Source organism: Amycolatopsis echigonensis, from assembly GCF_002846615.1.
GTDB lineage: Bacteria > Actinomycetota > Actinomycetes > Mycobacteriales > Pseudonocardiaceae > Amycolatopsis > Amycolatopsis echigonensis.
Genome location: NZ_PJMY01000003.1, coordinates 6,121,253 through 6,143,879, shown reverse-complemented (window position 1 = coordinate 6,143,879; position 22,627 = coordinate 6,121,253). Strand labels below are relative to the sequence as shown.

The following is a 22,627-nucleotide window of genomic DNA, read 5'->3' as shown; positions in this document are numbered from 1 at the left end:
ACTGGCGGGGATGAGATCAGCCTCGGGTGTCCGTCACGCTCCGGATACGTCCGGCCTGCGAGAGAAACGGCGCGCGGAAAACTTCCCGGTGGCCCTGCGGGTGCTGCCGGAAAGGCTGCGCGCCGACCTGGTCGCGGTCTATGCCGTCGCGCGCACTGTGGACGATCTGGGCGACGAGGCCGAGGGCGACCGGACCGCGCAGCTCAAGGCCTTCTCGGCCGAAGTGTCCGCGGCGTTCGGCAACGGGGAACCGACAGATCCCGCTGTCCGTGGACTTCTTCCCGCGATCCGGGCCGGACGGCTGACCGAGGAACCGTTCCAGCGGCTGGTCGAAGCCAACATCCAAGACCAGCGGGTGCACCGCTATCCGCTCTTCGCGGACTTGCTGGCGTACTGCCGGCTTTCCGCCGACCCGGTCGGCCGCATCGTGCTCGACCTGCTCGGGGTGCGCGACCCGGCCGCGGCCGAGCTGTCCGACCGGATCTGCACCGGGCTCCAGCTGGTGGAGCACTGGCAGGACGTCGGCGAGGACTACCGCAACGGGCGCGTGTACCTGCCGCAGGAGGATCTCGCCGAGTTCGGCGTCGCCGAGGAGGAATTGGGCGCCGCGCACGCGTCGCCCCGGATGAAAGCGCTGATGCGGTGGGAAACCGGCCGCGCCGCCGCCCTGCTGGGCGACGGCGCGGACTTGCTCGGGCACCTGTCCGGCTGGGGCCGGTTCGCGGTGAGCGGCTTCCTCGCCGGCGGGCTCGCGACGGTCGACGCGTTGCGCGCGAGCGGCGGCGACGTGCTGTCCGCGCCGGTCCGGCCGAGCCGGGCCGGACTGCTGAGTTGGCTGGGGTGGCTGCAAGTCGGCACGAGGAGGCGGTCCGGATGACGACAGTGAGCACAGTGGACGAGGCCTACGCGCACTGCGCGGCGGTCACCAAGGAACAAGCGCGCAACTTCTACTACGGAATCCGGTTGCTGCCGCCGGACAAACGTGCGGCGTTGTGCGCGGTGTACGCGCTGGCCCGGATCATCGACGACATCGGCGACGACACCGCGGCGTCCGCCGAGACCAAGCTGCAAGGGCTCGCCGGGGTGCGGAAAGCGCTGGGCGACCTGTCCGCGGCCACCGATCCGGTGTACGTCGCGGTCGCCGACGCGGCGCGCCGGTACCCGATTCCGCTGGGCGCGTTCGAGGAACTGCTCGACGGCGTCGAGATGGACGTGACCGGCCGCGAGTACGTGCGGTTCGACGAACTGGTCGAGTACTGCCGGTGCGTGGCGGGTTCGGTCGGGCGGCTGTGCCTCGGCGTGTTCGGCAGCCGTCCGGAGCCGAACGCGCCGGTGTACGCCGACGAGCTGGGAATCGCCTTGCAGCAGACGAACATCCTGCGCGACATCCGCGAGGACCTGCTGAGCGGCCGGGTGTATCTGCCCAAAGAGGACCTCGACCGGTTCGGCGTCGAACTGTCCGTCGGGCCGGACGGGAAGCTGGCCGACCCTGAAGGCGGGCTCACCGCCCTGATCCACGACAGCGCCGCGCGCGCTCGCGACTGGTACTCCCGCGGCCTTCGCCTCGTGCCCTCTTTGGACGGTCGCAGCGCCGCCTGCTGCACCGCGATGTCGGGCATCTACCGCACCCTGCTGGACCGGATCGACGAACAGCCCGCGCGCGTGTTCGACCGGCGGCTTTCCTTGTCCGGCCGGGAAAAGGCGGTGGTGGCGTTCCGGGCGCTCACCGGGATCGGCCGATGACCGCCCCGGTCGCGGTGGTCGGCGGCGGGCTCGCGGGCATCGCCGCCGCGCTCGCCTGCGCCGACGCCGGGCGGCCGGTGACGCTGTTCGAGGCGCGGCCGCATCTGGGCGGGCTGACGCATTCGTTCGCTCGCGGCGAGCTGCGGGTCGACAATGGACAGCACGTGTTCCTCCGCTGCTGCACCGCTTATCGCGCGCTGCTCGACCGGCTCGGCGTCGCGGACCGGGTGACTCTGCAGCCCCGGCTGGAGATTCCGATCCGGCTGCCGGGCGCGGCCGGGCCGACCTGGCTGCGGCGCGACGACCTGCCCGCGCCGCTGCACCTGGCCGGCTCGCTGCTGCGCTACGACCCGCTGCGCCCGCTCGACCGCGCCCGGTTCGCGATGGCCGCGCTCGCGTTGCGCCGGGTCGACCCGAAGTCCGACCGCACGGATCGCCAGTCCTTCGGGGAATGGCTGCGCCGGCACGGGCAGAGCGCGGCGGCGATCGAAGCGTTGTGGGATTTGGTCGGCGTGGCAACGCTGAACGCGACGGCCGACGACGCGTCGCTCAGTCTCGCCGCGACAGTGTTCCAGGAAGGGCTGCTCACCGATCCGGCCGCGGCCGACATCGGATGGTCGCTGGTGCCGTTGCGGGAACTGCACGGCGACCCCGCGCGGGAGCGGCTGATCGAGGCCGGCGCGGAGGTCCGGGTCGGCACGAAGGTGCGCGCGATCAGCGAAGGCTGGCGGGTCACCACCGACCGCGGCGAGGAGGAGTTCGGCCAGGTCGTCCTCGCCACTCCCCCGCCGGTCACCGAGCAGCTCGCGCCCACCGGGGCGATCGGGCTGCCGCCGGGCTGGTCCGGCGGGCTCGGCAGCTCGCCGATCGTGAACGTGCACGTGGTGCTCGACCGGAAGGTTCTCGACGAACCGTTCGTCGCGGGCGTGCGCACCCCGGTGCAGTGGGTGTTCGACCGAACGCGACAGTCCGGTTTGGACTCCGGGCAGTACCTCGCGATGTCGCTGTCCGCTGCGGACGCGCAGATCGACCTCCCCACCGCGAAACTGCGCGAGCAGCTGCTGCCCGAACTGCTGACTCTGCTGCCCGAGGCGCGCGGCGCCCGGGTGCTCGACTTTTTCGTCACGCGCGAGCGGCACGCGACGTTCCGGCCCGGTCCCGGGACCGCCTCGCTGCGCCCGCCCGCGCGCACCGCCCTGCCCGGGCTGTACCTGGCGGGCGCGTGGACCGCGACCGGATGGCCCGCGACGATGGAAGGTGCCGCGCGCAGTGGCGCAACTGCGGCGGCTGCCCTTCTTCAGCACAACGGTAAGAGGGAGGGAGTCGGAGCATGACCGCCGATGTATTTTCCGCCGCGAAGACGACAACCGTGCGTTCCGCGGTGCCGCCGGTGCTCGGCAGCGCCCGCGACGTCGTGCAACCAGCGTTGCGCGCCGCCGTCGACCGCCTGGACGACACCAGCCGCGCGATCAGCGCCTACCACCTCGGCTGGACCGACCCGAACGGCGTGCCGGTGCAAGGCAACGGCGGCAAGGCCGTGCGTTCGGCGCTCGCCGTCGTCTCCGCGCAGGCCGCGGGCGCGCCGGTGGAAGTCGGCGTGCCCGGTGCCGTCGCGGTGGAACTGGTGCACAATTTCTCGCTCGTCCACGACGATCTGATGGACGGCGACACAGAGCGCCGGCATCGGCCGACGGTGTGGGCGCTGTATGGGTCCGCGAGCGCCATCCTGACCGGGGACGCGATGCTCGCGCTCGCGCAGGAAGTGGTGCTGGACAGCGGTTCCCCGCACGCGGTCTCCGCCGGCCGGCTGCTCACCGAGACCACGCGACGGCTCATCCACGGCCAGTTCCTGGATGTCGCGTTCGAGCAGCGCGACGACGTCAGGCTCACCGAATGCGTGACGATGGCCGCCGGGAAAACCGGTGCGCTGCTGTCCGCGAGCGCCGCGATCGGGGCAGTGCTGGCCGGTGCGCCCGCCGAGGTGGTCGACGCGCTGGCGGTCTTCGGCGAGGAGATCGGCCTGGCGTTCCAGCTCGTCGACGACGTGCTCGGCATCTGGGGCGACCCGGCGGTCACCGGGAAATCGGTGTACTCCGACCTCCGGGCGCGCAAGAAGTCGCTGCCGATCACCTACGCGACCACGCATGGCGGCGCGGCGGGCCGGCGTTTGGCGGAATGGCTCGCCGGGGACGACGACACCGACCTCGCGCGGATCGCCGCGCTGGTGGACGACGCGGGCGGCCGCGAGTGGGCGACCGCGGAAGCGGCGCGGCACGTCGCCACCGCCGAGCAAGCGCTGGCCGTCATCCCGCCGGGCCCGCGCGCCGACCTCGTTTCGATCGCCCGTTTCATCGCCGGAAGGGAAGCGTGATGACCCAGACCGTCCCCCGCACCTCCGCGCCCGCCGCTCGCACCGCCGCCGACACCGTCGCCGCGGCCGTCGAGTTCCTGCGCCGTGAGCAGGACCGCGCCGGATGGTGGAAGGGCGAACTCGCCACCAACGTCACGATGGACGCCGAAGACCTGCTGCTGCGGCATTTCCTCGGAATCCTCACCCCGCAGATCGCCGAAGAGTCCGCGCGCTGGATCCGCTCGCAGCAGCGCGGCGACGGCACCTGGGCGAACTTCCCGGACGGCCCGGCCGACCTGTCCACCACGGTCGAGGCGTGGGTCGCGCTCCGGCTGGCCGGCGATCCGGCGGACGCGCCGTGGCTGTCCTCGGCCGCGGAGTGGATCCGCGGGCACGGCGGGATCGAGGCGACCCGGGTGTTCACCCGGATCTGGCTCGCGCTGGTCGGCCAGTGGTCGTGGGACGAGCTGCCGAGCCTGCCGCCGGAGCTGATCTTCCTGCCGTCGTGGTTCCCGCTCAACGTCTACGACTTCGCCTGCTGGGCGCGGCAGACCATCGTGCCGCTGACCATCGTCGGCACGTTCCGCCCGGTGCGGAAGCTGCCCTTCGACGTCTCCGAACTGCGCACCGGCAAGCGACCGCCGAAGACGCGTGCGCCGTGGACCTGGGACGGTGTGTTCCAGAATCTCGACACCGCGCTGCACGCCTACGCGAAACTGCCGCTCAACCCGGTGCGCAAGCTCGCGATGAAGCAGGCCGCGGAGTGGATTCTGGCGCGGCAGGAGGCCGACGGTTCGTGGGGCGGGATCCAGCCGCCGTGGGTGTACTCGATCCTCGCGCTGCACCTGCTCGGCTATCCGCTCGACCATCCCGCGCTCAAGGCCGGGATCGCCGGGCTCGACGGGTTCACCATCCGCGAGAAGACCGACCAGGGCTGGGTGCGGCGGCTCGAAGCGTGCCAGTCGCCGGTGTGGGACACCGCGCTGGCAATGACCGCGCTGCTCGACGCGGGCGTCTCCCCCGGCGACGAAACCCTGGTCCGCGCCGCGGAGTGGATGCTGGGCGAGGAAATCCGGGTGCCGGGCGACTGGGCGGTGCGGCGGCCCTCGCTGCAGCCGGGCGGCTTCGCGTTCGAATTCGCCAACGACGGCTACCCGGACACCGACGACACCGCCGAGGTGGTGCTCGCGCTGCGGCGGATGGGCAAACCGGACCACCTGCGGATCCGGGAGGCGGTCGACCGGAGCGTCGCGTGGCTGGAGGGGATGCAGTCCAGCGACGGTGGATGGGGTGCCTTCGACGCGGACAACACGCAGGTGCTGACCACCCGCCTGCCGTTCTGCGATTTCGGCGCGGTGATCGACCCGCCGTCGGCGGACGTGACCGCGCACGTGGTCGAAATGCTGGCCGCGGAGGGGAAATCCGGCTCTCGCGAATGCCGTCGGGGAGTGCGGTGGCTGCTGGACAACCAGGAGGAAGACGGCTCGTGGTTCGGCCGATGGGGCGCGAACTACGTGTACGGCACGGGCGCGGTGGTGCCCGCGCTGGTCGCGGCCGGGATTCCGGCGGCGGACCGGCGGATCCGGCACGCGGTGAAGTGGCTGGCCGAGCACCAGAACGAGGACGGCGGATGGGGCGAGGACCTGCGCTCCTACGACGACCGGGCGTGGGCCGGACGCGGTGATTCGACGCCGTCGCAGACCGCGTGGGCGTTGCTGGCGCTGCTCGCCGCCGGAGAACGGGAGTCCGAAGCGGTCGCCCGAGGCGTCGAGTGGCTGTGCGAACGCCAGCGTCCGGACGGCGGCTGGGACGAGGACAAGCACACCGGAACCGGGTTCCCTGGCGACTTCTACCTGTCGTATCACCTGTATCGCGTGGTGTTCCCGCTGTCCGCGCTCGGCCGGTATCTCCGGGGCGGGTCATGACCCCGATCGTCTGCACCCCGTTGCGGATCGAACAGGCCGCGGTGCGCGGCCCCGGTCCGCGGACGGTCCACACCGGACTCGGGCCTCGCCGGGCCGCCGCCGCTGCGGCCCGGCTCCCGTCCGGACCTCGGATCGTCGCGGGGGTCGGCGGAGGGCTCACCCCGGAGGTACGGCCGGGGGACCTGGTGGTCGCCACCGAGGTGCGCGGTCCTTCCGGCGTAGTGCCGGTGCCGTCCGCGCCGTTGCTGGCAGGTGCGTTGCGGGGTCTCGGGCTCACTGTCCATCTCGGACCGGTCGTCGGCAGTTCGCACGTGGTACGCGAGCGGGAACGGGCTTCGCTGGCTTCGAGCGGTGCGCTGGCGGTCGACATGGAGTCCGCGTGGCTTGCCGCGAGCGGTGAGCCGTTCGCCGTGGTTCGGGCCATTGTGGACACTGTCGGCGAGCCGCTGCTGCATCCCTCGACTGTCTCCAATGGACTCGCTGGGCTGCGGAGTCTGCGCCGGGCCGCTCCCGCGCTCACCGCGTGGGCCGAAGCCGTGCGGCCGCGCATGGTTCTGCTGGCCAGTCCGCGTTCGTTCTGCGCCGGGGTGGAGCGAGCGATCGAGATTGTCGAGCGAGCGCTGGAGAAGCACGGCGCACCGGTGTACGTGCGTCGGCAGATCGTGCACAACACTCATGTCGTGCACCGGTTGCAGGAGCGCGGTGCGGTGTTCGTGGACGAGGTGGAGGAAGTTCCGGAAGGCGCGACGCTCGTGTTCGCCGCCCACGGCGTCTCCCCGGCGGTTCGGCGTGCCGCGGCGGATCGCGGGCTGTCCGTAGTGGACGCGACCTGTCCGCTGGTCACCAAGGTGCACAACGAAGTCCGCCGTTACACCGGTCGCGGCGAGACAGTGTTCCTCATTGGACACGCCGAGCACGAGGAAGTCGAAGGCACCGTCGGGGAAGCGCCCGACGACGTGGTGGTCGTCGGCGATGTCGCGGCCGCCCGGACGGTCACCGTGCGCGACCCGGCGCGCACCGCCTACACCATGCAAACCACGCTGGCGCTTGACGAAGCCGAGGAAATCGCGTCCGTGCTCCGCGAACGGTTCCCCGGGCTTTCCGCGCCGCGCAAGGACGACATCTGTTACGCCACCACCAACCGGCAGCAGGCTTTGCGCGCGATCGCCCGCGAAGTGGATCTGGTGCTGGTGGTCGGTTCCGGGAATTCGTCCAACTCGCGCCGGCTGGTGGAAGTCTCCGAACGCGAGGGAACCCCGGCGGCGCTGGTGGACGGCTGCGCCGACGTCGACCTGCGCCTGCTCGCCGGAGCCGGGCGGATCGGGCTCACCGCGGGCGCGTCGGCGCCGCCGCATCTGGTGACCGAAACAGTCGAGGCCCTGCGCGGATTGGGGCCGGTCAGCGTCGCGGAAAACACGCTGACGGAGGAAGAAATGACGTTCACCCTACCTCGGGAGGTGCTCTGAGCGATGGCCATGCCGTTGCGCCAGTCTCTTCGACTGGGCGGTTATCTCATGAAGCAGAAGCTGTTGCGCAAGGAGAAATTCCCGCTCCTGGTCGAGCTGGAACCGCTGTTCGCGTGCAATCTCAAATGCGGCGGCTGCGGCAAGATCGCGCAGCCGCACACCCTGCTGAAACAGCGGATGCCGGTGGAGCAGGCGGTCGGGGCGATCGAGGAGAGCGGCGCGCCGATGGTGTCCATCGCGGGCGGCGAACCGTTGATGCACCCGCAGATCGACGAGATCACCCGGCAGCTGCTCGCCCGCAACAAGATCATTTTCCTCTGCACCAACGCGCTGCTGCTGCCCAAGCACATCCACAAGTTCAAGCCGCACCGCAATTTCGCGTGGATGGTGCACATCGACGGCCTCGAAGAACGGCACGACGCGTCAGTGCGCAAGGAGGGCGGTTTCCAGGCGGCGGTCGACGCGATCAAGCTCGCCAAGGAAAAAGGCTTCCGCGTCATGACGAACACGACGTTCTTCACCGGGGACACCCCGCAGGACGTCATCGACGTGCTCGACTACCTCAACGACCTCGGCGTCGACAACATGCAGATCTCGCCGGGGTACGCGTACGAGAAGGCGCCGGACCAGGACCACTGGCTCGGCGTGCAGCAGACCCGCGAACTGTTCTCCAAGGCCTTCGGCGGCGGCAACCGGAAACGCTGGCGGCTCAACCATTCGCCGGTGTTCCTCGATTTCCTCGAGGGCAAACGCGACCTGGAATGCACCCCGTGGGGCATCCCGTCCTATTCGCTGCTCGGCTGGCAGCGCCCGTGTTACCTGCTGGACGACGGCTACGCGAAGACCTACCAGGAACTCATCGAAACCACCGAATGGGAGAACTTCGGCCGCGGCAAGGACCCGCGCTGCTCGAACTGCATGGCCCACTGCGGCTACGAACCCACCGCGGTGATCGCGACGCTCGGCTCGCTCAAGGAATCCGTCCGGGCCGCCGTCGGACACTGACCTCCGCCGGCCGTGAGGGGAACCTTTGCTCAGGGTTCCCCTCACGGCCGTTTGCTGTCGGTGCTCGCCGTGCCGTGGTCACTGGTCGCCGACACTGCGGCGCGGGCCCATGCCCTGGTGCAGCGGTGGCCTAACTCGGCGAGTACCGGGGCACGGCTGCAGTGAGACAGTCTCAGCCGAGTCCAGATTGGGCGATGACCTTCGCGATGCTGATCCGCACCGCGGTGAATCCACCGTGGACGAACGATTCAGCAAGGTCCACTGCGGACTGACCGGCGTAATAACGCTCGGCGATCCCCGCCGCGACGCGTCTGATCTGGTCCGGTTCGGCAGAAATTCGTGCCTGTCCTTCCACGGTCACGAAGGCGTACGGCTGGTGCCCGTCGCTGATGCAGACGGCGACGCGCCCATCTCGCGCAAGGCTTTTGCCTTTGACGCTTCCCGGTGACAGAGCGAAGGCGAGTTCGTCTCCGTCGAGGACGAAACAGATCGGGGTGACGTGGGGACGTCCGTCGGCCCGGGTGATAGCTAGATGAGCAAGCCTGGTTCCCTCAGTGAGGAAGGCGTGCCATTCGCTGTCGGTCATGGTCGTCATCGGTGTGTTCCCTTCTCGGTTAACTGACCAGCCTGTCGCTCACGAAGTCGTCCAGCGACGGCTTTCTGGGCGAGGAAAAGCAGAATTCCGGCAGCGAAAGCCGCTATGCCCAGCCAAGTTCGGCCCGCCTGCTGCAACAACGCCGTGCCGGCCACCGGACCGAGCACCGCGCCAAGGCTCCACGCGCTCGACGCGACGCCCAGGTATCCGCTGCGGAGATCGGGCGGTGCGAGGGCAGCGAACGTCGCACCGAACTGGACCGCGAACCCGATCTGTCCAAGGCTGATAACGAGGACCGCGACGGCATAACCAGCAATGCTCGACGTCACGGCGGCAAGACCGCCGCCAAGACCGACCAGCAACATCGAAGCAGCGAGCACAGTCCCACGGTCGCGATTCGCCAAGACCGCGACAGCCAAGGGTTGCAGGACAACAATGGCGAACCCATTGAGCGCGAGCACGCTGCCATAGGCGGCGGAACTGAACTGCTGCGCGGTCATCAACAACGGCAATGTCGCGAAAGCCAGCATCAGCACCGTAAAGCAGCCGACGTGAATCAGCGTCATAGTGATCATCAGACGGTCCGTTCGCAACACGGGCAGCAGCGCGCGTCGATCGTGGTTCGCGGCTGAACGGGTCTCGGGCACCGCAGCCACCACGATCAACGCCGCTGCCAGCATCGCGACTGCGTTCAGCCAGAACAGCAGCCCGTAACCGCGGCTCGCCAACACCCCGGCAACCGTCGCGGCGACGGCATATCCGAGATTCGCCGCCCAATAAAGAAGGCTGTACGCCCGCACTCGCTGGTCCGGAGGAAGGTCCGCCACCGCCGCCGAGCCCGCCGGACGGAAGAGCCCGGCAGCGAGGCCGTAGCCCACTGCCGTCACCCAGATTCCCGCAATCGTTTCGGCGGAACCCAAGGCGGCCAACGCGATTGCTGTCCCGAGAAACCCGAGGAGCATCGTCCTCCGCCGCCCGATCCGGTCCCCGAGCCAGCCACCGAGCAGTTGCGACGCGAAGTCGCCGATGCCCACCGCTGCCACCACGGCACCGGCCGCCGTCGGGGTCATCCGCTGTTCCTGCGTCAGGTACAGCACCAACATCGGCTGCACGAACGAGCCGCCCCGGGCGACGAGGTGGCACGCACCGAGCGCCCACGCGAGCGACGGCAGCCCGCGAACGGGAGTTCTCTCCGCGGTGATCGTTGCGACTTTCATGGCAACGACGCTAGGAGCGCGCAGAGATTAAGAAAAGCGATTGTTTATGATCGAATCCATCGTTGTTCGTAATATACTCGCCTCATGGCCGACTTCGACCTGCGGCACCTGACGACGATGCTCGCGATCGCCGAGGAGGGAACGTTCTCCCGGGCGGCGAACCGGCTCGGCTACACGCAGTCGAGCGTGAGCCAGCACATCGCGGCGCTGGAACGCACCCTCGGCGGCGCGGTGTTCGACCGGCCGGGCGGTCCGCGTCCCGTGCGGATCACCCCCCGTGGGCGCGGTGGTGCTCGAACACGGCCGTGCGGTGCTGGCGCAAGCCGAGGCGCTGGGCCAGGCGGTCGACCGCTTCAAAGCCGGTGAAGGCCGCGTCGACGTCGGCACCCTGCAAAGCGTCTCCCACGCGATTCTGCCGACCGTGCTGCGCCTCCTCCGCGAGGAGCACCCGCGCTGCGACATCCGCCTTTCGGAACCCGACGAGCCTCGGCTGGGCGAACTCGACCTGCTGTTCTACGACGGCCTGATCAGCGACGAAACGGAACGCGTCCTGCTGATGGAGGACCCCTACCTGCTAGTCGCGCCTCCCGGCGACCTGCCCGAGGGGCCGGTGTCCGCCCGAAAACTCGACGGCAAACCCATGGTGGCCTGGCCGTCGAGCTGCGACCAGCCCAGGCTGGAGCGGTCGCTGGCGGACGCCGGCGCGCGCCCGCGCATCGTGTTCCGGTCCGCGGGCAGCGAAACGATCTTGTCGATGGTGCGCGCCGGAATGGGTCTCGCCGTCCTGCCCTGGCTGGCGATCCACCAGGTCGTCTGCCGCGATTGCGGCGCGATCCACGGACCCGAGGGCTGGCCGGATCTACGGGTGCACGACCTCGATCCCACCCCGGCGCGCGCGATCTACCTGCACTGGCCGCCCGGCCGCGGCGACGAGTCCCCGCTCGCGGCGCGGACCATCGAGGTGGCTGTCGAGGTGGCGCGGGAGCTGGCTCAGCAGGCTCCGACGGCCCGGAGCTGACCGTGCCGGCGGGCTGCCGCTCCCGCCGAATGGCCGCGGCTTTCCTCGTCGAACGCACTAAAACCGAACCGCCTAGTGCAGCATTACTGGCCGGATCCGTTCAACCCTCCGGAAGTCGGGAATTGCGAAGACCGGGCAGAATCGCTGCACCGGATTACCCTGCTCGACCGCTTTCCGTGCGTCCTCGCAGTTTCGCACAATCCACTGTAGACAGTCCAGGGCGGACGAAATCACGCTCAGTGCCCGCAATCCGCGTTTCGCCACCCGTCCGGCGCAATCCGAGGAATCCCGCCCGGCAAGAACCACAAGCGACAGTGTCCTTGCCTGACAACGTTGACGGATAACCGCGCCCCGCCTTTCTTTGCCAGCTGTTGACCTTTCCTGAGCCTCGGGCGTATGGTCTAGACCAAGAAGCCCACCCCTTCGCTCCACCCCTCGTGCGGGCCGGCTCCCGGAAAGCCGGTGCGTCGCTTTGTCGTACCCGCACCGGGAAACGAGCATTCCCCGAAGGAGCTGCCCATGAAAGCGAACCGGAAACTCGTCGCCGCCGCGGTCGGCACGGCGATCGCGCCGGTGCTCGTGCTGCTCAGCCCGGCGGGCATCGCCAGCGCGCACGGATACGTCAACGCGCCGGCGAGCAGGCAGGCCCAATGCGCGCAGGGAACGGTTTCCTGCGGACAGATCAAGTACGAACCGCAGAGCGTCGAAGGGCCGAAGGGGCTGCACAGCTGCGACGGCGGCAACGCGCAGTTCGCCGAACTGAACGACAACAACAAGGGCTGGAAGGCGACGCCGGTCGGTTCCTCCGTGGCCTTCACGTGGAAGTTCACCGCCCGGCACCGCACCTCCAATTACGAATACTGGATCGGCAACGACAAGATCGCCACCGTGGACGGCGGCGGCCAGCAGCCCCCGGAGACGGTCACCCACAACGTGGATCTCAAGGGGCACACCGGAAGGCAGACGGTGCTCGCCGTCTGGAACATCGCGGACACCGCGAATGCGTTCTACGCCTGCATCGACCTGCAGGTGAGCTGACCGAACCGTCCACATCAGACAGTGAGGCACGGGCCGTGGCGGCGGCCCGTGCCTCCGCGCGCGTCCGGAGACAAAACGCCGGGAATGACAAAACCAGCCAATTTCCCCCGCACGCGTTGACCCGGTTTCCCGTCCGTGGCTAGCGTGCCGGTCACCGGAAAAGGGCACGACTCCAGGAGGCGGTTTTCCTTGATTTCCCGGCGGGCATTCCTCGGCGCATCCGCGGCAGCCGCGACATTTCCACTCTGGAACTCCGCGTTAGCCTCCGCGACCACCCCCGACACCGCGAAGGTCGCTTTCGACGACCAGTCCGGCGCGGGCCAGACGTACGCGTACATCACCGGCACGACACTGGACAACCGGCTCGTCATCCTGAAAGCCGATGGCACGCCTTACTATCCGCCGTCCCCGGGCAGCGACCACACCCCGCTCGCCGAGGACTGCGCGATCCCGCTGAAGTCGCTTTCCCAGGTCACCGTCCCGAAAATGTACGCGGCCCGGATCTATGTCGCACTCGACAGCAAACTGGACTTTTTCGTCAACCAGGGCCCGGCCCTCGTGCACCCGAGCTTCCTCGCCGCCGACGACCCGAACTACAACCGGAACTGGTCGTTCTGCGAATTCACCTTCAACAACGACGTGCTGTTCGCGAACATCAGCTACGTCGACTTCGTCGCGATCCCGCTCGGCCTGCACCTCACCACGACCGGCTCCGGCGACCAGACCGTCCCCGGCCTGCCCGCCCGCTCGCTCGACCTGATCTGCGACGCGCTCAACGCCCAGGGCGGCAAATGGGGCACGCTGATCGAAACCGGCGGCGACGGAAAGCCGCTTCGCGCGTTGTCCGCGCATTACCGCGCCGACCAATTCGGCGGATACCTCGACGGCTACATCGACGAGGTGTGGCAGAAATACACCAGTGAAACGCTCACCGTCGACACTCAGGTGCCCGGCCTGGGCGCGTTCACCGGCAAGGTCGGCGCGGACGGCGTGCTCGCCTTCGACAACGGCGAACGCTTCGACAAGCCCGCGACGCCGGACGTGTGGAGTTGCGACAGCGGGCCGTTCACCATCAAACAAGGCGACAGCGACGCACGCAAAGCAATCATCCCCCGGCTGGCGGCGGCACTGAACCGCACCACTCTGCGCGACAACCCGAAGCAGCCGACCGGCGAGGATCCGGCGAAGTTCTACCAGAACCCGGAGACCAACCACTACGCCCGGATCGTGCACAGCAAACTGCCGGACAATCGCGGTTACGCCTTCCCGTACGACGACGTCTCCCCCGGCCCCGATTTCAGCGGCGCCGTCCAAGCGGGCGACCCGGACACGCTCACCATCACGGTCAACGCCTTGCGCTGACCCGCAACACGGTGCCGCGGTCCTTTTCGGACCGCGGCACCGTCACGCGGCGTTGGGATCAGCCCGCAATTCGACGTCCGGCAGTGCGCTCCGCAGCTCCGAAGAATGCGGACATCGCCGCGAACGTCCCGCGTGCCTTTCAATTTCACCGCCGCGAAGCCGCCCTCCGCGACCACCCTCGTCGCGTGTTCAGCAAACCCTGCGCGAGTTCCTTCCCTTCCGCACCGGTTGCGTCGGCGCGCCTACCCCAGATAGCCATGGAAAAACGGGGCCAGGTGCTGTCGCCGGTGAAAAGCTTCGAGCGCGTCTCGCCCCAGCCCTCGGCCCCGGTGTCCGTGCGCAGCCGCACCACCGTGCGAGTTTCGCCGGTCTTGGTCTCGGACCAGCTGGTAAACGGATTCGTCAACGGCGGATTCGCGAGCTACACGTCGGCGATCTTCATGCCCGCTGTCCCAATGTCGCCGCAACAACCTTCCGAATCGGTTCCAGGTCGACGTTTTCCACCGCCGCCTCAGTCCCGGGCATGTCCTCGATCGCTGGCTCGACCTTCAGCAGCACCCGAAACACCCGCGGCAAGACCGTCCGCCCGGCCAAATCCTCCGCGAGCGCTGCCGCCTCCGGACCGTCCATTTGGTACTGCGCAGCCAGGTACCCGGCGAGCCGCGAGTACATCACCGCGAACATCGCGTCGTAGTACGCCTTCGCGCTGTCCGGCAACCGCTCGGCGGCCGAGATGCAGAGCCGGCACGTCTGCGCCTGAGACTCCCAGGTCAGCAACTGCTGGAACCGACCGCAGAACAGCGCGACCGCCTCGACCGGGTCGTCCGCGTAGGCGTCCGGGGTCATCAGCTTGCCGAGGTACAGCTCGCGGACCAGGTCGAGCACCGCGAGGAACAGCTTGTCCTTGCTCTCGAAGTGCGCGTACAGCGACCGCTTGGACGTCCCCGCGCTGGCCGCGACCGCGTCCATCGACGCGCGCTCGAACCCGGTTTCGAGGAACACGTTCTTCGCCGCCAGCAGGATGTGCTGGCGCAACTCCGCACCCCGCAGCTGCGAACCGCCTTCACGCGCCATCCTTGCCTCCGCCAAAAGTAAACGGTACGGTGGAGTTTACTTCCTGCTCCACCTCTTCGACAGTCTCCTGGAGTGCCCGCATGATCGTCGTCACCGCCCCCACCGGGAACATCGGCAGCCGCGTTCTCGCCGAGATCGCCGACGGCTCGCGCCCCGTCCGCGCGATCGTCCGCAATCCCGCGAAACTGCCCGCTGACCTGCGCGAACGTGTCGAAGTCCACACTGGTTCGCACAGTGATCCCGAGGTGCTCGCCCGAGCCTTCGACGGCGCGGACACCGTCTTCTGGCTAGTCCCGCCCGACCGGCAAGCCGCGAGCGCCGACGAGGCCTACTCCGGCTTCGCCCGCCCCGCCGTCGAGGCAATCCGCACCCATGGCGTCCGCCGAGTGGTGTCGGTCAGCGCATTGGGCCGCGGCACCGCTGTCGCCGAACAGGCCGGACATGTCACCGCCACCCTGGCCATGGACGACCTCATCTCCGACACCGGCGTCGCGTTCCGCGCGCTGGCGAATCCGACCTTTATGGACAATCTGCTGCGTCAAACGTCGGTGATCAAAGAACAAGGCATGTTCTACGACGTCCTGCCCCCGGATTACGCCGCCCCGACCGTCTGCACGCGAGACATCGCCGCGGTCGCTTCCCGGCTGCTGCTCGATCCTTCGTGGACCGGCCGGGAAGAGGTCCCCGTGCTCGGCCCGGAAGACCTGTCGCCGAACCAGGAAGCCGAGATCGTGAGCGAAGTGCTGGGGATTTCGGTGAAGTACCAGCAAATCCCGGTCTCCGCACTGGGGGCGCAGGTTCGCGCGAACGGCCTTTCCGAGGCGATGGCACAGTCCATGATGGACATGGCGACGGCGAAGCTGAACCATTTGGACGACGGTGTTGTGCGCACTCCGCAACATGCCGTGGAAACTCCGACGACTTTCCGGCAATGGTGCGCGGAAGTCCTCAAGCCCGCGGTGGACAAGGCCTGATCCGGGCGGGAGCACGCTTCGGCGCTCCCCACCCGGCGACGCACCCCCTCGGCCACACCCGTGCCCGGCGGACGGACGCGCCCATTCTCCGAACGGGCCGCCGTCTCGCCGGGCAACCCGCCCCCCACCGCAGCACGCTCGAAGCACCTACTCCCAGACCGGGGCACTACCCACCTCGGTGCACTCCCGTCGTTGCCCACGCACGAGGAACCCAATCCCAGAATTCGGTCACCACTGCCGCGATCAGGCCGCAAGCCCACAGCTGCGGCATCCGAGATCAACCAACCGACGCGGGACGGCGACGACAAGAGCCCGCGAGCAGCAGACCGCCGTCAAGCCCGCCTGCGACACCACGCCTGCAACCAGGCCACCGCGCAGCGCTTCGCCCGCACCCACCGATCCGCACGCGGCCCCACTCCCCACCGGGATCGCCGCCTCCGGCACCCCCTCGCCGAGCAGCCCAGCGCACCCACCGATCCGCGCGCGACCCATTCCCTGACCAGGTCGGCGTATTCGGCACCGCCTTGCCGAGCAGCCCAGCGCACCCACCGATCCGCACGCGGCCCCACTCCCCGACCGGGATCGCCGCCTCCGGCACCGCCCCGCCGAGGAGGCCAGCGCGCCCGGCCTTCATCCGCCCACCAGTGGCACTCAGTGCACTTCACTTGCCGAACGGCAAGCGCCTCACCGAGACTCGGCCTCGCGCAGCGCGGCGCCGATCCGGGTCACCACCTCGTGCAACGGCGTCGCCGTGCTGAGCACCGCCACCACCGTGCCCGGCTCCGCCTCCGCTGAGGGCTTTCCGCCGGTCGTCCGGAACGCGTCCGCGACGAGGGTGAACGCCTCCGTCGCCGCGGCCTCGATGTCTTCCCTGCCGCCGCTGCGCAGCCAGCGTCGCAGGACGTGGTTGTTGGCCGCCGCGATGGCTGCAGCGGCTACCGCGGCGCGGAGAGTCGCGGCCTCGTCCCCGGCGGCGGCGAAGCGGTCCTGGAGGTAGCGGGCGAGGACGCGCTGGTAGCGGTCGACCGTCGCGACTTCCTTGTCGCGCAACGACGGCACTGTCCGGGTGAGGGTGAACCGCTTGAGCGAGACGTCCAGCTCCGCGGCGTAGGACTCCAGCACGAGCGACACCGCCGCGGTCGCCACCTCGATCGGGTCGCGCGCCGGGTCGGCGGTCTCGAACACCTGCTCCATCTCGGCGACGATCTCGTCGTGGTTGGCGAAGAGGACGTCGTCCTTGCTGTCGAAGTACCGGAAAAACGTCCGCCGCCCGACACCCGCCGCCGCGGCGATGTCGTCGATGGTCGTCGCCTCGTACCCGTTGGCGGCGAAGAGATCCACGGCCGCCGTCGCGAGCGCACGACGCAACTGCCGCCGCCCGGCAGGCGTGGCCCCGACCCGGGTGCGCGGCGTCTCCGTCATTCCCGGAACGGTAGCAGCCTGGCTTGCTAGTGGCACTGAGTGCCGTTAGCATGGAGGGCACCCCATGCGAGCGGAAGGCGTCGACGATGACTCTCGACCAGCAAGTGCGGCCCGACCAGCACACCGGCCCAGACCCGGCGGACGCGTATTACGGCGGGGTGTTCGGCTGGTCCGTCCGACGGCAAGGCGCGCGCCTGTTCCTGGCCCTGGAAAACGGTCTGTGCGCGGTGACGCTGCCGAAACTCACCTCGGGCCCGGTGCGCCACCACCTGTCCGCCCTCGGCTGCGAAGGCCCTTCCCTGATCCTCCCGACCCAGCACGGCCCCCGCCTGGCAATCCTCGCCGAGACCGACGGCGAACTCCTCCTGCGCGGCTCCCTGCCCGCAGACGTAACCGTCCTGGACAGCGGCGCGCTCCTCCCCCTGCCGACCGGTCAGCAAGCCCCCGGACTGGGTCCGGAATGGCTGACCGCGCCGGACCCGAGGCACCGCTGGTTGCCGAGCGTGAGCGCCGTCCTGGCCGGAGTGCGCCAGCGCCCCTGACTCCCGCTCTCGCATGGGCCTCGGTTGCCGCGAGGCCCGAGACTCTCCCGCCTTGCGGCCATTTCCCTGCACGGACACCGATTCCACTTCGCCGCATTTCGGATTCCGCGAGGGGTCTCTTCACGTGCTCTGAGGAGTCCCCCACGGCCCGCCGCCGTTCGTGAGGGGCCCCTTCACGGACTTAGATTCCCTCAAGGAGCCCTTCACGGACCGGCCCCGTCGCCGCCACGCACCCGATGCGGCGTTCGGTGCGTCGCATGCACCCGTGCCACATCGAGGTTTTCTCAGTAGTGCGCGGGGCCGTCCTCTCCGACAGGCCGGGCGCGCGATGCCAAGGTGCGGGGGAGGAGTCCCCGAGATTCCCCTCACCGACTTCTGCGGGAGCGGAGCCATCCGCCCGTCTCGCCTCAGCCAGTGCTCCGCATCGCCCCCGGCGGGTTGTGGCGGGGATGAGCAGGCGCGCGCGGTTGGGTGGGGGGCCGCCGTTCGGTGGGGGGCCGCCGTTGGGTGGGGGGCCGCCGTTGGGTGGCGGGCGCGCGGTTGGGTGGCGGGGTCGCCGTTGGGTGGCGGGCGCGCCGTTGGGCGATGGGTGCGCGGTCAGGTAGCGGGCGCACCGCAGGGTGGCGAGCGCACCGGCTGGATGGGTCGTCGCGTGGTGCTCGCGGCGTTCGGTCAACGCCACATCCAGCCGTTCTCAGTAGCGCATCGCGTAATGATTTCCGTTTCGCAGCACCCAATCCACCCCGCACCAAACCGCAGCCCGATGCACCCAACGCATCGAGGCACCCAGCCCCTCCCCCGCACCCCGATACGAAGCCTTCTCTGCGGTTCGGGGGTGCTTGTCAAGGCATCTTTCCCGCCTTGACAAGCACCCCCGAACCGTCAGCACAATCAAACTTCGGGGTGCCCCACGCACACACCCACCTGCAATGTCGCCCGCCAGGGCGACGAGCAGCCCCTCAGACAGGAACGCAAACCCCGCCCAACACAGCCGAAGCCTCCCCCACCATCCCGTCCACCTCGGCCACCAACCGCTCAATCTCCCCCCACCACCGCCAATCCCGCCCCGGATCCGGGATCAGCGACGTCCCCACCAGCAACAGCAAAGTGTCGATCTCATACGCCCGATCCGCCAACCGCAACAACGGCACCGGGTCCCCGCCGCCGTTGCCCGCCGCGAACCGGCACGCCGCGTGTCCCAGCCCCCGGCACACCGTCCGCAATCGCTCCCGCACCGCGTCCGCTCGAGGATCCGCCCGCGGACCGCCCGTCCGGATATTCCACGCCACCGAAAGCAGACAGCGTCCGGCATCGTCCATCGACGTGTTCGTCACCGGGCGAGTCTGGAGACACCCTCCCCGCCGCGGGTGACCCGACACGCACAGCTCACCGCATCGAGTGAAGCAACCGCACAGTCGCGTCCAGCGGCAGCCGATCATCCGCGGCACGCGCGAGGAAATCCTTGATCCGCTGCCCGTCCGGCGTCAGCGAATCCACGTCGTTGACCTCCGCGCTCGCCGCCTCCAGCGTGCCCAGCCCGGCGTGGTGATGCGCGTCGCGAACCGCATTCCGCAGCACCGCCAGCTCCGCCGCCGACGGCCCCCGCTTCTCCGCCCGAAGCCGCTCGACGATCCGAAGCACCTGCGGCGACTGCGCGGCCAACGCCTGCCGTCCGGCGAACGACGCCACCATCCGCGGCGTCGCACGCGTCTCAGCCGGCGGCGGTGGCACCTCGACCGCTTCGCCGACCACGCGCAGACTCTCCAACGCCGCGGCACGCCGACGTTCACTCTCGCGCACGCGCGCGAGCGGATCCTTCCTCCGGGACGCCGCGATCGAGCGAGCCTCGGCCCGAGCCCGCTCGCCCGCGTCGGTCAGCCGCGAACGCCGCTGGTACGTGCCCTCGTCAGCGACCTGCTTGCGCCGGTTCGCGAGCCAGGCCTCGAAGGTCTGCCCGCGCCGCGGCGGCTCGCGCACCTCGCTCAGGTCGGCCGCGGACTCGTCGGCGAACCAGGCCTTCATCCGCGAGCGCAGGAAGTCGCCCGGCTTCTCGCCGGACCGCCGCGGCCGCTGGCGCGTCCCGTCCGGCAGCGCGCTCATCGCGATCAGCAGCGCGTCCGGGCAGTACCCGTGGGAGTACCAGAACTCCAGCTGCCGCTCGACGTCGTCGCGTTCCTCCCGGGTCAGCCGCTCGGACACCCAGCCCATGCGGCGGACGAGCACGCCCGTCGCCTGGGCGCGTTCGCGCGCGTCGGCGGGCACGACTGTCGCCGGCCACTCCTGATCCGCGATCCGCACCCCTGCCACACCTCCTTGCCAGCGCCGCCTACGTTATCCCGCCGCACCGACAATTACGCGGCCCGCCGCAGCACCGCCGCCGTGTTCGCCGCCACGATCACCCCGATCGCCGCCCATGCGACCGCGTCCAGCCGCTGGTCCAGCACCACGAGCCCGACGAGCGCGGCCATCACCGGGTTGACGCTCATGAACGCCCCGAAGAACTGCGCCGGAACCCGCCGCAACGCCACCAGATCGACGAGAAACGGCAGTGCCGACGACAGCAGCCCCGCGGCAAGAGCGGCCGCGAGCGCGCCGGGCGTCGGCGGGTGCCGCAGCATCGCGAACACCCCGATCGGCACGTACAGCAGACCGGACACCCCGGCCGCGGCGGCCGAACCCGCCGCCCCGGGCAGACGACGGCCGACGGTCCGGTTCAGCAGGATGTAGCAGGCCCAGCACAACGCGGCGACCAGCGCGAGCCCGATCCCGAGGTAGTCGGTGCTCGGCCGCGGCCGCATCAGCGCGCCGACCGCGACCGCGGCGGCCACCGCGCACGCCAGGTCCGTCCGGCGCCGGGAGCCGGCCAGCGCGATCGCCAGCGGGCCGAGGAATTCGAGCGTCACAGCCAGTCCGAGGCCGATCCGGTCGATCGCGGTGTAGAGCGACAGGTTCATCGTCGCGAACACGGCGGCCAGGCCGAGCACCGGCCGCCATTGCCGTGCGGTGAACGTCCGCAGCCGCGGCCGTCCGACGGCCAGCAGCACCACCGCCGCCACCCACTGGCGGACCGCCACCACGCCCGGCGGGCCGAGCACCGGGAACGCGAGCGCCGCGGTCGCCGCGCCGACCTGGTTCGACAACGCACTTCCGAGCAGCATCGCGGCACCGGCCGCCCGGGCGTCGCCGCGCGTTCGCGGAGCCAGTTCCGTAGTCGCCATGCGGTCGAGCATGCGTCCGGCAGATCCATGCGCAAAATGCATTGACCGCAACACCGATACGCTGGACGCATGGATCTGGAGCTGCGTCAGCTGCGCTGCCTCGTGACGATCGTGGACGCCGGCACGTTCACCGACGCCGCGCTCGAACTCGGCGTCTCGCAGGCGGCCGTGTCCCGGAATCTGGCGTCGCTGGAACGGGTTCTCGGCGTGCGGCTGCTGCACCGCACCAGCCGGAGCCTCGAGCCGACGACCGCCGGCGTCCAGGTCCTCGCCCGCGCCCGGCACCTGCTCGCCGAGGCCGACGATCTCGTCCGCGAAGCGACCACCGGGCACACGCGGCTGCGCATCGGCCACGCGTGGTCGGCGATGGGCCGGCACACCGCGGAGTTCCAGCGCCGTTGGGCCGCTCGGCATCCGGACGTCGAACTGCTGCTCGTGCGCGCCAACACCGCGACCGCCGGATTGGCGGAAGGGCTGGTCGATCTCGCGGTGGTGCGGCACCAGGTGCCGGCGGGCAAGTTCGCGCACGCGACGGTCGGCCACGAGGACCGCTACTGCGCCATGGCCGTCGACGACCCGCTCGCCCGCCGCCGCACCGTCGCGCTCGCCGATCTCGCGTCCCGGCTGCTGGTGGTCGATCCGCGCACTGGCACCACTTCCGCCGAGCTGTGGCCGCCGGAGTCGCGCCCGCGGATCGAGCCGACGCACGACGTCGACGACTGGCTCGCCGCCATCACCACCGGGCGCTGCGTCGGCGTCACTCCGCATTCGACGGTGACGCAGTACCGCCGTGACGGCATCGTGTACCGCCGGGTCCGCGACGCCCCGCCGGTGCCGGTCCGGCTCGCCTGGCGCGCGCACGATCCGCATCCGGCCACGCACGCCGCCGTGGCCTTGCTGGGCGAGCTGTACCGCGCGAAACGGGAAACCGCTTCGGCGCGCCACCGGTAATCCCGGGTAAACGGGATCGATCATTTTCCGTTGACGCGGCGGCGCGGGACGACAATGATGAAGCCGTCCAGCCACGAAAGGATCCACGGAATGCCGCACCGCACCGAATGCATGCGCCTATCGGGCATTCCCGGCTCCGCGCCATGACGTGGCCCGCCACGCCGTGAGCGAGGAGCCGCCCGCCGGAGAACCGGTCGGGCGGCTTTTGCGTTCGCGGCCCGTTTCGCCCGGAAGGAGGTGCCCGTCGCCATGGGAGTCCTGGTTCTCAACGCCGGCTACGAGCCCCTGCACACCGTCTCGCTCCCCCATGCCATCCGGATGCTGGTCCGCGAGGTCGCGGTCGTCCACGAAAGCGACGGGCCGGACCTCGGCGTCTTCCCGCGGCCGAAGGTGGTGCGGTTGCTGCGCTACGTCGTGATGAAATGGCGATATTCCGGGCCGCCGCGCTGGTCCCGTTCCGGCGTGCTGCGGCGCGACCGGCACACGTGCGCCTACTGCGGGCGCCGGGCCACCACGGTCGACCACATCACGCCGGTTTCGCGCGGCGGCGCGCGAACAAGCTGGCTCAACACCGTCGCGGCCTGCGGCGGGTCCGCGCGCAGCTGCAACGCGCGCAAGGCCGACCGCACGCCCGCGGAAGCCGGGCTGACGCTGCGATTCCCGCCGCGCGTCCCGCGGTGGGAGGAGCTGCATCCGCTGACCGGACTGTCCACATGAGACTCGCGGT

22 protein-coding genes are annotated in these 22,627 nt (G+C 69.9%); 15 read left to right on the top strand and 7 right to left on the bottom strand.

Annotation, left to right across the window (positions count from 1 at the left end; translation table 11 throughout):
- Positions 1-10 precede the first annotated feature (10 nt).
- Genes hpnC through hpnH form a run of 7 tightly spaced genes read left to right on the top strand, consistent with a single transcriptional unit; the run spans position 11 to position 8,489 of the window.
- On the top strand, positions 11-877 hold the full coding sequence (gene hpnC / locus ATK30_RS34250; RefSeq protein WP_208637481.1) for a squalene synthase HpnC: 867 nt from the start codon (positions 11-13) through the stop codon (positions 875-877).
- Positions 874-1,743, top strand: coding sequence for a presqualene diphosphate synthase HpnD (gene hpnD / locus ATK30_RS34245; RefSeq protein ID WP_101438922.1), 870 nt, complete (start codon positions 874-876; stop codon positions 1,741-1,743). The genes hpnC and hpnD overlap by 4 nt, the downstream gene beginning before the upstream one ends.
- Positions 1,740-3,077, top strand: a complete 1,338-nt coding sequence (gene hpnE / locus ATK30_RS34240; protein ID WP_101438921.1) for a hydroxysqualene dehydroxylase HpnE — start codon at positions 1,740-1,742, stop codon at positions 3,075-3,077. Before hpnD ends, hpnE begins: the two co-directional genes overlap by 4 nt.
- Positions 3,074-4,114: a polyprenyl synthetase family protein gene (locus ATK30_RS34235; RefSeq protein WP_101438920.1), complete on the top strand. Its 1,041-nt coding sequence runs from the start codon at positions 3,074-3,076 to the stop codon at positions 4,112-4,114. The genes hpnE and ATK30_RS34235 overlap by 4 nt, the downstream gene beginning before the upstream one ends.
- A complete protein-coding gene (gene shc, locus ATK30_RS34230; protein WP_101438919.1) occupies positions 4,114-6,018 on the top strand; it encodes a squalene--hopene cyclase in 1,905 nt (634 codons plus the stop codon). The genes ATK30_RS34235 and shc overlap by 1 nt, the downstream gene beginning before the upstream one ends.
- A complete protein-coding gene (ispH, locus tag ATK30_RS34225; protein WP_101438918.1) occupies positions 6,015-7,484 on the top strand; it encodes a 4-hydroxy-3-methylbut-2-enyl diphosphate reductase in 1,470 nt (489 codons plus the stop codon). Before shc ends, ispH begins: the two co-directional genes overlap by 4 nt.
- Positions 7,485-7,487: 3 nt before the next feature.
- Entirely contained in the window at positions 7,488-8,489 is a 1,002-nt protein-coding gene (gene hpnH, locus ATK30_RS34220; RefSeq protein ID WP_101438917.1) for an adenosyl-hopene transferase HpnH, read from the top strand.
- Between the two features lie 172 nt (positions 8,490-8,661).
- Here hpnH and ATK30_RS34215 read toward each other — a convergent pair whose 3' ends face one another.
- A complete protein-coding gene (locus ATK30_RS34215; RefSeq protein WP_101438916.1) occupies positions 8,662-9,084 on the bottom strand; it encodes a PPOX class F420-dependent oxidoreductase in 423 nt (140 codons plus the stop codon).
- Entirely contained in the window at positions 9,081-10,301 is a 1,221-nt protein-coding gene (locus ATK30_RS34210; protein ID WP_101438915.1) for an MFS transporter, read from the bottom strand. Before ATK30_RS34210 ends, ATK30_RS34215 begins: the two co-directional genes overlap by 4 nt.
- A gap of 84 nt (positions 10,302-10,385) precedes the next feature.
- Here ATK30_RS34210 and ATK30_RS46550 point away from each other — a divergent pair, with 84 nt between their 5' ends.
- The 4 genes from ATK30_RS46550 (at position 10,386) to ATK30_RS34195 (ending at position 13,719) form a co-directional block, all read left to right on the top strand.
- A complete protein-coding gene (locus tag ATK30_RS46550; RefSeq protein WP_312878717.1) occupies positions 10,386-10,667 on the top strand; it encodes a LysR family transcriptional regulator in 282 nt (93 codons plus the stop codon).
- Positions 10,579-11,319, top strand: coding sequence for a LysR substrate-binding domain-containing protein (locus ATK30_RS34205; protein WP_244194811.1), 741 nt, complete (start codon positions 10,579-10,581; stop codon positions 11,317-11,319). The genes ATK30_RS46550 and ATK30_RS34205 overlap by 89 nt, the downstream gene beginning before the upstream one ends.
- Positions 11,320-11,838: 519 nt before the next feature.
- On the top strand, positions 11,839-12,357 hold the full coding sequence (locus ATK30_RS34200) for a lytic polysaccharide monooxygenase auxiliary activity family 9 protein (protein WP_101438914.1): 519 nt from the start codon (positions 11,839-11,841) through the stop codon (positions 12,355-12,357).
- Between the two features lie 189 nt (positions 12,358-12,546).
- Positions 12,547-13,719, top strand: a complete 1,173-nt coding sequence (locus ATK30_RS34195; protein WP_101438913.1) for a glycoside hydrolase family 64 protein — start codon at positions 12,547-12,549, stop codon at positions 13,717-13,719.
- A 438-nt stretch (positions 13,720-14,157) separates the two neighbouring features.
- On the opposite strand, the gene ATK30_RS34190 is transcribed toward ATK30_RS34195, so the two are convergent.
- Positions 14,158-14,793 carry a TetR/AcrR family transcriptional regulator gene (locus ATK30_RS34190; protein WP_101438912.1) on the bottom strand — a complete coding sequence of 212 codons (636 nt, stop codon included), beginning with the start codon at positions 14,791-14,793 and terminating at the stop codon, positions 14,158-14,160.
- Between the two features lie 80 nt (positions 14,794-14,873).
- On the opposite strand from ATK30_RS34190, the gene ATK30_RS34185 reads away from it, so the two are divergent.
- Complete coding sequence (locus ATK30_RS34185) at positions 14,874-15,767, top strand: NAD(P)H-binding protein (protein WP_101438911.1); 894 nt, start codon at positions 14,874-14,876, stop codon at positions 15,765-15,767.
- Between the two features lie 684 nt (positions 15,768-16,451).
- On the opposite strand, the gene ATK30_RS34180 is transcribed toward ATK30_RS34185, so the two are convergent.
- Positions 16,452-17,189 (bottom strand): TetR family transcriptional regulator, encoded by a 738-nt coding sequence (locus ATK30_RS34180; protein ID WP_101438910.1) that lies wholly within the window; start codon positions 17,187-17,189, stop codon positions 16,452-16,454.
- Between the two features lie 86 nt (positions 17,190-17,275).
- Between ATK30_RS34180 and ATK30_RS34175 the strand changes: the two genes are divergently transcribed.
- Positions 17,276-17,731, top strand: a complete 456-nt coding sequence (locus ATK30_RS34175; RefSeq protein ID WP_101438909.1) for a hypothetical protein — start codon at positions 17,276-17,278, stop codon at positions 17,729-17,731.
- Positions 17,732-18,690: 959 nt separating this feature from the next.
- Here ATK30_RS34175 and ATK30_RS34170 read toward each other — a convergent pair.
- The 3 genes from ATK30_RS34170 to ATK30_RS34160 are packed head-to-tail and all read right to left on the bottom strand — an operon-like array spanning position 18,691 to position 20,949.
- On the bottom strand, positions 18,691-19,065 hold the full coding sequence (locus tag ATK30_RS34170; RefSeq protein ID WP_244194810.1) for a hypothetical protein: 375 nt from the start codon (positions 19,063-19,065) through the stop codon (positions 18,691-18,693).
- A 52-nt stretch (positions 19,066-19,117) separates the two neighbouring features.
- Positions 19,118-20,029, bottom strand: a complete 912-nt coding sequence (locus tag ATK30_RS34165; RefSeq protein ID WP_244194809.1) for a hypothetical protein — start codon at positions 20,027-20,029, stop codon at positions 19,118-19,120.
- A 53-nt stretch (positions 20,030-20,082) separates the two neighbouring features.
- Entirely contained in the window at positions 20,083-20,949 is an 867-nt protein-coding gene (locus ATK30_RS34160; RefSeq protein ID WP_101441213.1) for an EamA family transporter, read from the bottom strand.
- 69 nt (positions 20,950-21,018) lie between these two features.
- Here ATK30_RS34160 and ATK30_RS34155 point away from each other — a divergent pair, with 69 nt between their 5' ends.
- The gene (locus tag ATK30_RS34155; RefSeq protein ID WP_101438906.1) at positions 21,019-21,900 is read left to right on the top strand and encodes a LysR family transcriptional regulator; all 882 of its coding nucleotides are present in this window, start codon (positions 21,019-21,021) and stop codon (positions 21,898-21,900) included.
- Positions 21,901-22,149: 249 nt separating this feature from the next.
- Entirely contained in the window at positions 22,150-22,617 is a 468-nt protein-coding gene (locus ATK30_RS34150) for an HNH endonuclease (protein ID WP_101438905.1), read from the top strand.
- Positions 22,618-22,627 lie beyond the last annotated feature (10 nt).